Consider the following 14657-nt stretch of genomic DNA (forward strand, 5'->3'; position numbering starts at 1 on the left):
TGAGCAGATCAGCGATTGTAAATATCGATTAAGGCATTGGCGATCCGTTGCGAAGCCGGCACCTTTGGATCAATCGACAGATTGGCATTGAGGAAGTCCCGGCTTTGCTCAAAATAAATCGGCCTTGACCTGACCGCAGCGCGGATATCCTCGACAAGGTCATGCTCCGACAATGTTGGTTTGAAAGCGCCCATAGGCCTGTCGAACTCGACCATGGGCGAAACCAGCGGAAACAGCACCACCGGAATGCCGCAGGCGATTGCTTCGTAAACAGTGGTGCTTGGGCGCGTTACGAGCGCCAGAGCGTCCGGGAGCAACTGTGCGAAATCCAGGGTCGATTTGTTCGGCATATCGACTTTTGCGAACATCGTGGGGTGGACGCTAACGACATAGGCAAGGCCGAGTTTCGCGCATGCGGCTGTCACGGCTTCAATCGCTTGGCGATCTGCGGGCTCTTCGATATCCCCCTTGAAGTTGACCAGCACAAAAAGCCCTTCATCGTGCCTGGCGCCTGCGCTTCCGACGGCACGCTCAATGACCGGGGAGCCGACAACGTATGTCGGCTGTCGTCTTTGCTGCAGCGCCGCTGGTCCCATCGACAGGATGTAGTCGGCTCTCACAAATCGATGCGGCTGCAGCAGTCGCGCACCTCCGATCAGGCCGACCACACGGACCATGCCGAAGTTGATGGAGTCGATGAATCGCCTAAAGAATTGCGGCGCATAGTCATTTCCAGTCACCAGAATGTCGCCGGGTCTGATCATCCGCTCGAGCTCGGCAAAGCCGATATGCGATATTCCCCGGGCGTTGAGTTCAGGTTGCGCTACGCCGCCGCGTTTCAATCCATCGAGATGCGCGAACACGCAGCGGATGCCGCGGTCACCCAGAATTTCTGCCGCGTCAGCCAGCAGCCGAACATTGTTGCGGTTGTGTGGGACGAAGTAGACAGTCCTCGTCGCTGCCCTGCCGCGAGCGTAGATACGCCCGCGCTTGAACAGATTTCCTGGATGCACAAGCCGGTACGCCGCGAGGAGCCGCTGCACAAAGCCTTCGCTGACAGGAGAAGCCGCCTTGGTTCTCGACCTACCCAAAGATATGCATCGCCTCTATCCGTGAAATTCAGAACGGCCGCCCGCCGGGTAGTTTACAATGCTCTCGCCGTCAAGAAAGACGCTTGACTACTTCGCCGGTTGTGACCTGCCTGGCACACTTGCGATGGCTTGCGTGATGGATTCAACCAGCGCTGATGAGTGAGCCCATGTGGTTTTGTGCGTCTTCCATCACCGCGGCCCAGGGCCTTTCCCGTTTCGAGACCAGCACTGCGGAAGGATAGTAGGGTGTGCGATCGCCCTCGACCGGCCAGGAACGTTTGAACCCATCGCCAAGAATGAAGACCGACGGGATGCCGAGCGCGCCGGCCAGATGCGCCCCGGTATTGCTGATGGTTACCACAGCGTCCATCGCGGCAACCTGCGCCGCGAAAAGATCCATATCGACAAGTTGGTCGATTGATCCGTCGTGGAGAATACGCGCGGGCTCGCCATCGGTCAGGATCTTCAGGTCGGACGCGACCTGGCCATATTGCAGCGAAACGAACCGGAGGTCCGGACGGCTGATAAGCCCGCGCCATGCCGTAAGTGGCGGCAGGTCCTTGCCAGGATTGGAGCTGCCCCATGCGACGCCGACCAGCGGCCGGCCATCCTTCCGATAGCGGGCGCGAAGTTCAGCGACCCGCGCCGGATCCGGCTTCAGGGGAACGAAATGCTCCCGGATCGTGGTCTCATCTGTCTCGAACATGGCCGTCAGATGCTGAACGCCCGCAAAGGCCTGGGCCTCGCCATAGGCGGCCTTGTTCCCTGGACCGACAGCTCGCACATCGGCGGCGGGAAATGTCCGCTGAAAGAGCGGTACCAACCGGTGCTCGACCAGGACGATCAAACGAGCGGCCCGGGCGAGCGCACGGCCGACGGAACTCGCATGATGGATCGCGGTGGCCAGACCCTGCTTTTCGGTCTCCATCAGATCGACGAGCAGGACCTGGTTCGAGATATCCTGGCCGAGCCACTCGCCGTTGACGCCGCCCTCAACGATGTGGCGCCGGGCGATCTTGAGCTCGGCCGCCGGGCCGTAGGCGCCCATACGCATCAGCGCCTTGCTAAGCTCGTCGAGCAGGCGAACCTCGCCCCGCGACTTCGCAATCGACCCCAGAGCCAGGGCTTTCGGCAGTGCGGCCGACCAATCGCGCGCCTCGATGCTTCGCCGATAATCCGCCATCTGATCGGCAATGTCGCCATCACGCCAGCGCAGGAAAAGCTGCCGCCGGTGGCGACGGAACCAGACCTTGTACCTATAGCCTGCAAGCGCGACACCGCGGCGGAACCGGCGAAGGAGTTGGCTACCGGCCATCACCAGCTCCACCGATGATTTGCGTAACCCGTCCACCTGCTTCCTGCATTGCGGACGCCCATGCCTGGCCGCCCTTTCGAACCAGTCGAACGCTTGGATATGTGGCTACGGTCTCGCCGAAGGCAGGCCACGACAGCCGAAACCCATCGTCGAGCATGATGACAGTCGGAACGCCAAGCGCTCCCGCCAGATTGGCGCCGGTGTTGCTGATCGTCACCACCGCATCGAGCGCCGCGATTTGCGCGGCAAAGCGGTCCATATCCGACAACTGGTCGACGGAAGCGTCATGGATGATGCGTCCCGGCGCCCAACGTTCGAATTCGGCGAGCGCTGGCCCGACATCGCCATACTGCATACTGATGAAGCGTCCCGGCAGATCGCCGAGCAGCGCCCGCCAATCGTCCAGAGCCGGCAGGTCCTTGCCCTTGTTCAGGCTTCCCCAGGCGAAGCCGATCAGAGGACCCGGGCCACGAGCGAGATAGGTGCTGCGTAGCTCGGCGACCAGTCGGCGGTCCGGCTCCAACGGGAGGAAGGGCGCGCGTGCTGTCGGCTCATCCGGCCAGAAGTGCTTCGCCAGTGTCTCGAAGCAGGCGAAGACGTCGGCGTCCGTCGCCGCCACCTCCCCTTCTCCTTCTAGCCTGACGTCGAGCCCAGGATATGTTCTGCTATAAAGTGGCGCGAGTCGCGGCTCGACGAAGACGGTGCATCGGTCGGCAGCTGCGACCACCGGCCCAAGCAGCGACGCGAACTGGAAGAAGATTGCAAGATCGCCTTCGCGCCGCTCGACGGCAAGCCTGCGACCCGCAAGATCACTGCCATCCCATTCGGGCCGGCCGGGCACTTGCTTGCTCGACGCGATCAACTGCCAGGCACGATTCCCAGCGCCAAGACGTCTCAGTCCACGCCCGGCTTTTTTGACAAGCCCGGGATCGCCAAGCTGCTCACCGAGCAGGCCGAGTGCCAGCGCATGTTCCCGGGCCGCCTGCCAGTCACGCCGCTCGACACTCTGCGCCATCTGGCTCATATGCCGTTCGACGCTTTCGTCAGTATGGCGCGAGGGACGCCTGAAAAACTTCTTCGCCCGATCGAGAACCTTCTGCAGCCGCTTGCCGTCAACACCTTGCGGGCGCAGGTCGGCGGCTTTTGCCTTTTCAAGGATGGATCGTCTGCTCGGCACTGCACCCTCAACTATCGCTAGACGGCGTCGAACGCACCGTCAAAATCGACTCGAGCCGCCGGCCGACGTCGTCGAGCACCACCGGCCACGCACATCCTTCCTTGCGAACGACGAGCCCCTTCGGATACCAGGGCGTTCGATCGCCAATCACTGGCCACGCTGTCTGAAACTTGTCGTCGATCAGGAAAATGGTCGGAACACCGAGTGCTCCGGACAGATGGGCCGCCGTATTGCTGATCGTTACGACCGCATCGAGCGCGGCGATCTGCGCGGCGAAACGGTCCATATCAACCATCTGGTCGACACTGTCATCATAGATAAGCCGCGCATCATTGCCGTTGCGCAGGCGCCGCAGCGCCGCCTTGATCTGTCCGTATTGGAGGGAAACGAACGTCGCGTGTGTCTGGGCGATGAACCGTGCCCATTCGGGGAAATCAGGCACGTCCTTGGTGTGGGATTTGCTGCCCCAGGACAGACCCACCAGTGGCAGATCCGTCATCGAGCGATAGCGCTTGCGGAATGTCTCGACGAGTTCAGGATTTGCCCGCAGCGGCACGAAATCGGCGGCAAGTGTTTCGGCATCGCGGCCGAAAACCCAGGCGAGATTTTCGAAGGTCGCAAATTTGTCGCCAACGACATTCTGCTGCGCTGGGACCACGGTCGCATTCGGGAACGTCCTCTGTACAAGCGATACAAGGCGCGGCTCGACCCGAATTGTCGCGCTTTGCGCACATGCAGCGGCGGCGCCGGCCAGTCGCGCATGGCGGATAACCCGGCCAAGACTGCGGGGGTCATCCTCTACAAGATCGATCAGCAGTGTATCCGAACCGAGGTCTTCGCCAGTCCACTCGTTGGCACCTTTCCCTTTTCGTTGCCGCCGAGCGGAAAGCCGAAGCTCGGCCGCCCGCGCGAACTTGCCCAGCCGTTCGAACGCCTGGCCCGCCTTCTGCATCATTTCAGGGTCGCGGGCACGATCGGCCATGATGGCCATTTCATTGGTACTTGCTTCAAGCCCTGTCCAGTCCCGGCGCGCGATCAGCGCGTCGACCTTGGCCTGCTGCTCAAGAACGGAACGAGGTTTGGAGCCGGTAATCAGGCTGCGCACGGCCTTTGTGTATCGGCGCAACTGCAGGCCCAACCCGCCAATCACGTACCGGATATAGGAACCGTGGTAAAAGCTGGTCATCGGCCTTCAGCGCGATACGCTCTGCCGCAGCGTTTCGCCGCCCTCGACGATCGGAGCGGATGCTTCCAGATGGAAGATCGAGCGATAGATTTCGCTGCGCTCGGCAAGCTCGTCGTGAGTTCCGGAGTCCGCCAGCATGCCAGCGTCAAATACCAGAATACGATCGGCTGCCTTGATGGTTGAAAGCCGGTGCGCAATGCAGATCACCGTGCGCTGAAATGCATCGTCGAACGCAGCCTCCATGACCGCCCGTTCGTTTTCGCCGTCGAGCGCGGATGTTGCTTCATCGTAGACAATCACCGGAGCATTTTTGAGCAGGGCGCGCGCGATGGCAACGCGTTGTTTCTGCCCGCCCGACAGATTGGTACCGCTCGGCCCGACAAGCGTGTCGAGCCCGTTTTCCAGGTTAGAGGCAAAGCTGGTGACCCGGGCGAGGTCCGCCGCGGACTCGATCTCCCGATCGGTGGCGTTCGGGCGTCCGTCACGAATGTTGTCACGGATCGAGCCTTCGAACAGGAAGACGTCCTGTGACACCAGTGCGATATTGTCGCGAACGTCGGAGAGGCTGATCTTCGAAATATCCTTTCCGTCGAGGAGAATCCTGCCCTTGTCCGGCTCCATCAGGCGCAGGACAAGATTGACGATGGTTGTCTTGCCGGCACCGGAGCGGCCGACGATCGCCAGCTTCTCACGAGGTCGCACCTCGAAGGAAACACCGTGCAGCGCCGGGCTGTTGCCGCCATAGGTGAAGGAGACATCTTCAAAACGGATGCTGCCCTCGACTTCGGTGAGATGCTCGCCCGCGGTTGCGAGTTGTCGCTGTTCGGGGGTATCGATCAAATCATACATCTGCTCGACGGCCACCATTTGCTTCTGGATGTCGACATTGACCCGGGCGAGCCGCTTGACGGGCTCATAGGCAAGCATAAAGGCGGTTATGAAGCCCATGAATTCGCCCGGCGTCTTGCCGTTGCCGAGGGTCTGCCAACTGGCATACATAACGAAAAGGCCGATGATGAAACCGCCGCCGGTCTCCATCAATGGACTCATCAACGCCGATGTCCGGTTGATCTGGATGCCGCGCCTTTCCATCTTGCCGACGGCCTTTGCGAAGCTGGCGGCTGCCTTGTCTTCGAGCTGGAAGGACTTGATGGTGCGGATGCCTTCGACGGCTTCCGTGCCGATCGACTGGACCAGTGCAGCCAACTCCGTCTCACCCCTTGCCAGCGCCTTGAGCTTCCTGGTTATGGCGCCCACCGATAGGAACAGCAGCGGTAGAACCGTCACGGATATCAGCGACATCACCGGATCCTGCTTGACCATGACACTTGCGAGGGCAATCAGCTTGAGCACATCGGAGACAGAGCTGCTCGTGAGGGTGAGAATAACGGCGGCCCCGGCGCGCGCGTTGAACATGATCTTGGAGACGAATTTCGCCGGATGCTGGTTGGCGAACCGGCCGATGTCGAAACGCACCATTCGGGAAAACTGCCGATTTTGAAGGTCTGAAACGATAGCCCGGCGAATCTTCCCCGTCGTAATAGTCTGGCAGTAGTCAGCGATCCCTTTGATCAGGAAAATGCCGATAATCACGAGGCTGATACCCCATGCGGCGGCAGCGTTCCGATCCACATAAATGGTATTGACCATGACACTCATGATCCAGGCTGTTGCGCCGGTCGCCGCCGCAGCGGCGATCGAACACAGCAAGCCTGTCACATACAGCGTCTTATGCGGCGGCAGGTTTTCGCCGATCAGGCGCTTGACCGGCGGATACGTCAGGGCCGCTGAAATTCGTTTCTTTGCGCTCATTCCGTTTCCCGATGCGATGTATCGTTGTTGTGACGACCCTCGCTCCTGCCGATCCATGAAATTCTCTCGACGCTGTCACACATGCGCCAAACTGCTACCTGACGTCTGACTTCGTTCGAAGTTATAGTCAATCTTGAATCCTCCTGATTGCGGCTGGCGGCGAAGCGGACTAAATGTCGGGCATTGCTGTCGGCCGCCGGCTATGAAGATCATGGAGCTGTTGTGACTTTACTAGAGCGAGTTCGACGAAAGTACCTTCGGCTCCGCCACCAACTCGGATACATTAAACCTATCCGTTTGATGGCATCTAACAAATCAAACACGAAGTATGACGACTTTGTCAGTTCTGGCGCCATTACAATCCGCAAAACCTCAATATTCACTTCTGACGATATATTATTCACAATGGGGAGTTGCTTCGCGCAGGAAATTCGACGTGCATTGACAAGCAGGCAGATCGCATGCGTTCCGTCTTACAGGAATGTCAGCTTCGATCCCGCACAGGCCATTGTAGATGAGCTGCCTCAGCAGGAACATATGAACTTCTACAACACTTTCACGGTTCGCCTTCAGATCGAGCGAATGCTCGGGTTGTGGGATCAGGCCCATGACGACTGGTGGCAGGTCAAGAAACGTGCTCCTTGGGGCCCAACCTGCTTTCAGGACCCGTACCGCCGCGGCATCTTCGCCAAATCTCCGGAAGTTCTCAGGGAGGTGATCGAGAGCATGAACCGAGAGATGCGGGTTGGCTTCGATGCAGCCACGGCATTCATATTCACCTTCGGAATGACTGAGGTCTTCATCAACAGGGCCAGTGGCAAAGTAGCAGCACAGAAACCGCTTTATCGTGGCGGAGGCGGGATGCAGGAAACGACGCTTCACGTCAGCAGCTTTCAGGAAAACTACGCCAACGTGATGGCCACCGTGGACATGGTCCGTCAACACAAACCCGATGCACCGATAATTCTTACAGTCTCACCGGTTGCGTTGGCTCGGACGTTTCAAGACGCGGATGTCGTCACCGCTAGCACTGAAGGCAAATCCGTTCTTCGGGCTGTGCTTGGTCAAGTCTGCCGGGAACGGGACAATGTCCATTACCTTCCCTCGTTCGAGTTTGTCACCTATGGAGGCCTTGCTCGTAGCTATAGAGAGGACTTACGGCACGTAAAGATATCGGTCGTCGACGAGATCGTTGAACAGTTCTTCAATGCATACTTTGCTCCGTCGTCGCCGTAGCCGCAGCCATTCAGCGCTAGCTTGCCTTTACGACAATCGCCTGCCCCGTTGGGAGTTCGATGATGCCTTCAGGGCGGCTTTCGAAGAATTGATCAAAGGCCTTTCGGGCTCCAGGACAGAGCGCAGAGCCGTAGTCGTCACAAATGATCATGCCATTCGCGCACACCCGATCGTAGAAGAAGGCAAGCGCGTCACGTGTCGGCTCGTATAGATCGACGTCAATATGGACCAGGGCGAAACGCCGGTCGGATACGATGGAAAAAGTGTCTGGTATCCATCCCACATGAAAAGTGGTGTTGCTGAAGTCGGAAACATTCTCTCTGGCTACCTTCTCGTCGGTGCTGAGATTGCCGGACTTCCATGGCGTTCGGCCGTTTAGCTTGCGATCCTCTGCGGTTGGTTCGGAGAGGCCAGCGAACGAGTCGAAAAGGTGGTAGTGCCGTGGCCGAAGATCGCTCATCAGCATGAATATCGTCGACCGGCCTTGCCTTACGCCGCATTCGGCCACATCGCCATCGATACGCTCGATCGATCGCAAGCAGCTTTGCAGGACGAAAGCCCGGGGATCAGGAATCCCGCGGATGTTTTTGACCCGCTGCAGCGCCTTTCGGAAAAACGGCTGGTCCTTCCAGACCATATGACTGGAATAAACATAGAAGCCGTATTTGTCGGCCTTCTTCTACCAAGCCACGCCTCTGCGTTTTTTCGAAATAACAGCAAGCGCCGCGTCTCTCAATTTCATCGGTACCAGCATTTTCGGTATGTTCATAAAAACGGGCGGAATCGAAAGCTCTGCCGGCATCAGACGCGGAATGAAGTCGAGTTCCGGCTGAAGGACATGGGCTTCTCGAGCGCCGCAAGAAAGCACTTTCCGGTGCCCGTAATAAGGCAACGTCGAGGTTGGAACTCGCATGGGGTGCGACTCAAGATCACGGGTCACGTGCCTGGGCCTAATCAGGAAATAGTCGATCCCTGCCGGGCTGTCGGAGTTAACTCACTGCCAGGCTCGCGCCGCGCGCGCAGTTGATGGCACCGGCGTCTCATTATCACATGTTTGCATGCAGCCGGATCAACGCCCTGCGGCAGGTGCGCGTCGAAAAGCAGAGGCTCGTCATCGCGCTTGCGGCGGCGAGAGGTTCAGTCGACCGCACCGACCAGGACGTCGCGGTATTCAAGTATCGCGACCCAGCGCCCGGTATCTGTTGACGATTGCCTTTTTAGAAATCTATATCCAGTTTTCGACCAAAGCTTCACCTCGTCGTTGAGGTTGTCGAGCACATAGTCGCCTTTGTCGGTCTTGACCGTCAGCACTGCGTGCCCCTCGCCGTCCTCCTTTTTGACGACGGTGATCAGAAGGTTCGAGAGCGATATGCCCTCCAAATTGAGCATCCGGCGCTTAAGCAGGACGTAGTCCTCGCAGTCGCCGATCGCGCTGTCAGGATAGGACCAAAATTCCATCGTGCCGTGAACGGCAAAATCGCTCACGGGCTTGATCGATCTGTTCACGAGTTTGGTGACGGACGCGAGCTTGTTTTCCATGCCTCTGCTCAAAAGGACTGGAGGGACCCTGCCCGTTCGTATCCTGCATTCTGAGGCATGCCTTCGGCAGAATTCAACGTGGCCGACCGGGATGGAACTCCGCTGCCCGGTGGCCATGGCACCAGACACCGCATCGGCCGAAGCTTTCTCCATCGGCGTCGCGGACATCATCAAGCCCAACAGTAGGCCGGCACACAGCCATGCCCGCGGTATCACCAATCCCATTCGCCCCGCCCAAGGTAACGACCCGAAACAAAATTTAATATCGCGTTACCATCTTTTCACGGGCACATCAACGCATCCGACACACAATTTACAGCTACGGTCGCGAACCATCACCAACGACTGAATGCTGGACGCCGCGCGGTCAGCGCCAGGGAATTTCCATGGCCACTGGAAGACCCTCGCGTGTTCTCGCATGACCGCATCGGCGCACCTGCGCTTATCGACGAGCCCAATCATGGGGGATTGTGCGCCTGTACGTCACCGAGGTTCTTCAGCAGCGCCGCTTACGGGACCAGATGACGACGCCGACACGTGTTTGGCTGCCCAAACGTGGGCACACGGCCGAGAAAAAGTTGTAGCCAAATTTGTCGAAGCGACCGAAGGCCAAGAGCTACGGCGCTCTCGCGTAGATTTCGCATACATTCGGATACATTTCGATGGCACCCGGGCAAACCTCTGCGACAGGCGTTAGCGTAAGTTCCAATCGTGAGCAGGAAGGCTCGTCATGGTGACGAGACAGAAGGCCGACAGCGGTTTCGCAAGCAGGAGTCGATAGCGCGCAAGGCGCCGATTGGCCGGTCTGCTCATTCGAAGAAAGGAAAATACGATGAACAAGCTTGTAACGGCTATCGCCCTCCTTGCCATGTCGACGGGAGTCTCGCTCGCTGCCAATCAAAACCCGGATCGCGACCCGACCCGCGGATTCGTTACTGGCGTCGACAACAGCGGAATGACCTTAGACACCAGTCACACGGCTTCCTTGCCTCCACCCGTGGTAGCCCCGAAGGAAGGACAGCCACAGCCCGGCAAGGTTCTTAGGGGTCGTGCACCATGGGCGGGCCGTTAATATACGGAGAACTTGCCTTCCCATGCAAAACTGTCCAATCACCCGCAATGCAACGAGGGTGGTTGGACAGGGGCGCAAGAAAATCCTGCCGCCATGCTCCAGTCCTGAATGAGCCATATCCGACGGGTCAAAGCTCCCACGGAGAGAACGACTTGAGACCAGTCGTGCCGAAGACACCCAAATTCCGCGTCGCCAAGCGGCCGCTATTCACCCTTGAGATTGCAGCAATCATGCCGTCGGGCGCCGACATCCCGCGGCCCTGCCGCACGGCAGTATCCATGATTTCCCCATAGGTCATCGCGGCTTCCTCAGTCAGCCCGAAGATCCGATCGGCGAACCGGCGACGCCAATCCCGACAGTCCCTGCTCCAAACGCTCGGCACGCTGATCGGGTCGAATTTTCTGGATGCCGAAGGCGATCTCGGCGATGGTCACGGCTGGAAGCGCAAGTTCAGAGTCATAGCGGACCAACCATGCGATCACGGCAGGATCGGGCGACTTCTTCAGCGTCTCGGAAATGACGTTGGTATCAAGGAAGATCAAAGCTCAGGTCCAGGATGAACCTGCCGATTACCCCGGATCACTGCTTCAAGGTCGATTTCGGTACCATAAGCGCTAGCAATACGAGTGTAGAACGTCAATGCCGGCTCACGACCTGCTTGCCGCACCTCACAGGGTTCCAGTGCGCGCTCAACCACGTCGGCGATCGAGCGGTTCTCGCGTCGAGCAAGCCGATGGGCAAGATCGCGCGCCTTGGCGCTGCGTACGGAAAGCTGAGGTTCGGCTATAATGGAAACTCCTTTTTGCCGTGGATATAAGCCATCCGCACTGCCAGCAAGATGGCAGATGATGGCTTGCCATCCAACAGCTCCGTGATCGTCGGCCAGCGAAGATCGCGCATGAAGCGACCCCGGCAATAGTGCAGGATGTATAGACAACCGGCCGCAACTGGTGTTCGTTTCCCGCATGCAATTTTCGAAAAATACAGGAGCCGTGACAGGATGGACGCCGCTCCCTTGTTCGACCTGACGGGAAAAAAAGCGCTGGTGACCGGCGCCAGCCGCGGCATCGGCCAGGCCATGGCGGAGGCGCTCTCCGCGGCTGGTGCGGACGTCGCGGTGACCGCCCGCGACGAAACATCCCTTCGTGAAACGGCGGAGCGAATTAGCGCTAACGGGCGAAGGTCGCTTTGCCGGTCTCTCGACGTGCTCGACACCGATCGTATCCGCGTGGTGGTCGATGAGGTGGCGGATGCCTTTGGCGGGCTCGACATCCTGGTCAACAACGCCGGCTATGAGCAAGTCCAGCCCTCGCTCGACGTCGACGAAGCAGTGTGGGACCGCATCGTATCGACCAATCTGAAGGGCGCCTTCTTCTGTGCGCAGGCCGCGGCGCGGCGGATGGCTGCCGGCAACAGCGGTGGCGCGATCATCAATCTTTGCTCGCTGACCTCCTATGTCGGCATTCCGACCGCGGTGCCTTACGGTTCATCCAAGTCTGGGCTCCTGGGCATGACGCGCGCGCTCGCCGCGGAATGGGCATCGCTCGGCATCCGCGTCAACGCCATCGCTCCGGGGTATTTCCATACGGCGATGACGGATGCTTTTTATCAGGATCCCGACTGGCAGACGGCGATGCTGGCCAAGATCCCGCAGCGGCGCTTCGGCACGATGCAGGATCTGGCCGGAGCCGTCGTGTTCCTGGCGAGCGGGGCATCCGCCTATGTCACCGGGCATTGCCTCCCAGTCGACGGCGGTTATCTCGCATCCATCTGAGCGACTGAGGTGTGGTGCAACAAGAACCGTGTAGACCCGACGGCTTGTATATGGTTGTATATACCACCCCGCAACGCCGGACGTTCTTGCATGCGACCGGCGACAAACAAGGGGAACCGCAATGCAGGAGCCTTTCCGGGCCGTAGCTTCACCCGAAGCGGAAGGCGGCAGGGAAATCGCAGTCACGGTCCGCAACGTCGGGATGGACTTCGATGGGGTTCATGCCGTCAAGAATGCATCCTTCGACCTGCCGAAGGGCCGGTTCCTCACCATTCTCGGGCCTTCTGGGTCCGGCAAGACAACCCTCCTGCGCATGATCGCCGGGTTCCAGACCCCGAGCAGCGGCGAGATCTTCATCAACGGCGAAGCGGTGAGCGCGGTGCCCCCGCACAAGCGGTCGATCGGCATGGTCTTTCAGAGGCTTGCGTTGTTTCCACATATGACGGCGGCCGAGAATGTCGCCTTCCCGCTGAAGATGCGTCGGCGCGATGCACGCACCATTCCCGAACGCGTCGAGCGATATCTCGCGCTGGTCCGGCTCGAGGGGTATGGCGGCAGGCGCATTCACGAACTTTCCGGCGGGCAGCAGCAGCGCGTCGCGATTGCGCGCGCGCTGGTGTTCGAGCCCGACCTGCTACTTCTCGACGAGCCGCTCGCTGCGCTCGACCGAAAGCTGCGCGAGGAAATGCAGCTCGAATTCCGCCGCATCCAGCGCGAACTCGGCGTCACCACGATCAACGTTACCCATGACCAGCGCGAGGCGCTGGTGGTTTCCGACGATATCGTCGTCATGGATCAGGGCGAGATCCAGCAGAAGGCGCGGCCGATCCACACCTACCGCCAGCCCCGCAACGCCTTCGTCGCCAATTTCATCGGCGTCACCAACTTCATTGCCGGCACGGTACGGGCCGTCTCGGAAGCAGGCGACGTCTCCATCCTTCGAGGTGATCTGATGCTTGCCGGAAAGATCGGCGATCCGGTCAATCCACCTGCGGAGGGCGACAAGGCATCGGGAGCGATCCGCGCCGAACAGATCCGCCTCGCCGGCGATGCTTCGCAGCTGTCGAAGCTCGATTGCATGCTGGCCGGGACTGTCACCGACACCATCTTCGAAGGCGAGCGCATGGTCTACGAGGTAGCCTGCGCCGCGATTGGCGACGAGGTCATTCGCGTTTTTGACCATGATCCCGCCGCGCACACGCAGTTCGACATAGGCGAAAGCGTGTTCCTGGGGTGGAATACCAGGGACATGCTCGTTTTTCGATAGAACCGGAAACCGGTCAAACCCAGAGGAGAATGCAGATGAAGCGCTTTAAGCCGACATTATCCCATCTTTCCCGCAGAACCTTCCTTCAGGCCACCGCCGCGCTCGGCGGCGCCTCGGCGCTCGGCCTGCGCGGCGCCTATGCGCAGGAGCCGGAAAAGCCGGCGGAGATCATCGTGCGCGCCTGGGGCGGCAGTTGGGTGGATAGTTTGAAGGCCGGCGTGTCCGACAGCTTCACCAAAATGACGGGGATTGCTGTCCGTCACGACCTGACCGAAGACAATGAGATCCAGCCCAAGGTCTGGGCGGCCGTAGCGCAGAACCGGGTCCCGCCGATCCACATCAACTGGGACACCACCACCAATGCTACGAAATCGGCACTGCGCGGCGTGACGGAAGACCTCTCCGACCTGCCGAACCTCGCCAATGTGACGGACCTTGCCAAGCCGGCCGGCCTGGAAGGCTTCCCGATCGTCAACACCTACGGCTATGTCTATGTGCTTGCCTATCGGCCTGCGGCATTCCCGGACGGACCGCCGAAGTCGTGGAAAGACCTGCTCGACCCGAAGTTCAAGGGGCGGCTTGCCTTCTACAATGACGGCATCGGCTTCCATTTCCCAGCCCAGGTCGCCGGTGGCGGCAAGCTGGAGGACATACCCGGCAACATGCAGCCGGCTTGGGATTTCATTACCAAGATGAAGGCGCAGCAACCGCTGCTGGGCGAAGATCCCGACTTCACCACCTGGTTCCAGAACGGCGAGATCGACGCCGCCTGCACCATCTCGACCAACGCCCGAGAGGCCCGCAAGAACGGCGTGAAAATCGAATGGGTCGTGCCGGAGGAGGGTGCGAAATTCGACACGGACGGTTTGTGGATTCCCAAGGGCCTGCCGGAAAACGAACTCTACTGGGCCAAGCAGTACATCAACCATGCGCTGACCAAGGAAGCCCAGCAGGTCTGGCTGGACGGCCTCGGCTTGCCGGGCGTGGTGCCGGGCCTCACACCGCCGAAGGATCTGGTGGGCGATCCGTCCTATCCGACCACCGAAGCGGATTTCCAGCGCCTCATCCGCATCTCCTCGAAGGTCCAGGTCGAGAACGAGAGCGAGTGGTTTTCCAAGTTCAAGGCGATCATGCAGGGCTGACGCCGGGTCGGCCGGTGCTGCGCTGGCGGCACCGGCTCCTTCACGA

Annotated in this window: 12 protein-coding genes and 1 pseudogene; 4 read left to right on the top strand and 9 right to left on the bottom strand. The window is 59.7% G+C overall.

The features are described from left to right. Positions 1-8: 8 nt before the first annotated feature. The 5 genes from AC0L14_RS00225 to AC0L14_RS00245 form a co-directional block, all read right to left on the bottom strand. Positions 9-1043, bottom strand: coding sequence for a hypothetical protein (locus AC0L14_RS00225; RefSeq protein ID WP_473484820.1), 1035 nt, complete (start codon positions 1041-1043; stop codon positions 9-11). A gap of 190 nt (positions 1044-1233) precedes the next feature. Next, on the bottom strand, positions 1234-2406 hold the full coding sequence (locus AC0L14_RS00230) for a glycosyltransferase family 9 protein (RefSeq protein ID WP_473526372.1): 1173 nt from the start codon (positions 2404-2406) through the stop codon (positions 1234-1236). Next, positions 2396-3583, bottom strand: a complete 1188-nt coding sequence (locus tag AC0L14_RS00235) for a glycosyltransferase family 9 protein (protein ID WP_473526373.1) — start codon at positions 3581-3583, stop codon at positions 2396-2398. Before AC0L14_RS00235 ends, AC0L14_RS00230 begins: the two co-directional genes overlap by 11 nt. Positions 3584-3590: 7 nt before the next feature. Next, a complete protein-coding gene (locus AC0L14_RS00240; RefSeq protein WP_473748331.1) occupies positions 3591-4769 on the bottom strand; it encodes a glycosyltransferase family 9 protein in 1179 nt (392 codons plus the stop codon). 6 nt (positions 4770-4775) lie between these two features. Continuing rightward, positions 4776-6581 (bottom strand): ABC transporter ATP-binding protein, encoded by a 1806-nt coding sequence (locus tag AC0L14_RS00245; protein ID WP_473748332.1) that lies wholly within the window; start codon positions 6579-6581, stop codon positions 4776-4778. Positions 6582-6986: 405 nt separating this feature from the next. Between AC0L14_RS00245 and AC0L14_RS00250 the strand changes: the two genes are divergently transcribed. Continuing rightward, positions 6987-7817 (top strand): GSCFA domain-containing protein, encoded by an 831-nt coding sequence (locus AC0L14_RS00250; protein WP_473748512.1) that lies wholly within the window; start codon positions 6987-6989, stop codon positions 7815-7817. Between the two features lie 16 nt (positions 7818-7833). On the opposite strand, the gene AC0L14_RS00255 is transcribed toward AC0L14_RS00250, so the two are convergent. The 4 genes and pseudogenes from AC0L14_RS00255 to AC0L14_RS00270 form a co-directional block, all read right to left on the bottom strand. Continuing rightward, positions 7834-8454, bottom strand: coding sequence for a TylF/MycF/NovP-related O-methyltransferase (locus AC0L14_RS00255; RefSeq protein WP_473636981.1), 621 nt, complete (start codon positions 8452-8454; stop codon positions 7834-7836). 500 nt (positions 8455-8954) lie between these two features. After that, positions 8955-9581 (bottom strand): transglutaminase-like cysteine peptidase, encoded by a 627-nt coding sequence (locus tag AC0L14_RS00260; RefSeq protein WP_473526377.1) that lies wholly within the window; start codon positions 9579-9581, stop codon positions 8955-8957. 974 nt (positions 9582-10555) lie between these two features. Continuing rightward, positions 10556-10970, bottom strand: a pseudogene (locus tag AC0L14_RS00265) (PIN domain-containing protein). Further along, positions 10967-11215 carry a plasmid stabilization protein gene (locus AC0L14_RS00270; RefSeq protein ID WP_473526508.1) on the bottom strand — a complete coding sequence of 83 codons (249 nt, stop codon included), beginning with the start codon at positions 11213-11215 and terminating at the stop codon, positions 10967-10969. The pseudogene AC0L14_RS00265 and the gene AC0L14_RS00270 overlap by 4 nt, the downstream one beginning before the upstream one ends. Before the next feature lie 213 nt (positions 11216-11428). Between AC0L14_RS00270 and AC0L14_RS00275 the strand changes: the two genes are divergently transcribed. The 3 genes from AC0L14_RS00275 (at position 11429) to AC0L14_RS00285 (ending at position 14611) form a co-directional block, all read left to right on the top strand. After that, entirely contained in the window at positions 11429-12202 is a 774-nt protein-coding gene (locus AC0L14_RS00275; RefSeq protein ID WP_473484806.1) for an SDR family NAD(P)-dependent oxidoreductase, read from the top strand. A 121-nt stretch (positions 12203-12323) separates the two neighbouring features. Next, positions 12324-13469 (top strand): ABC transporter ATP-binding protein, encoded by a 1146-nt coding sequence (locus AC0L14_RS00280; RefSeq protein WP_473484804.1) that lies wholly within the window; start codon positions 12324-12326, stop codon positions 13467-13469. 35 nt (positions 13470-13504) lie between these two features. Continuing rightward, entirely contained in the window at positions 13505-14611 is a 1107-nt protein-coding gene (locus tag AC0L14_RS00285) for an ABC transporter substrate-binding protein (protein ID WP_473484802.1), read from the top strand. Positions 14612-14657 lie beyond the last annotated feature (46 nt).

The sequence above is a fragment of the Mesorhizobium sp. WSM4841 genome, assembly GCF_055811515.1.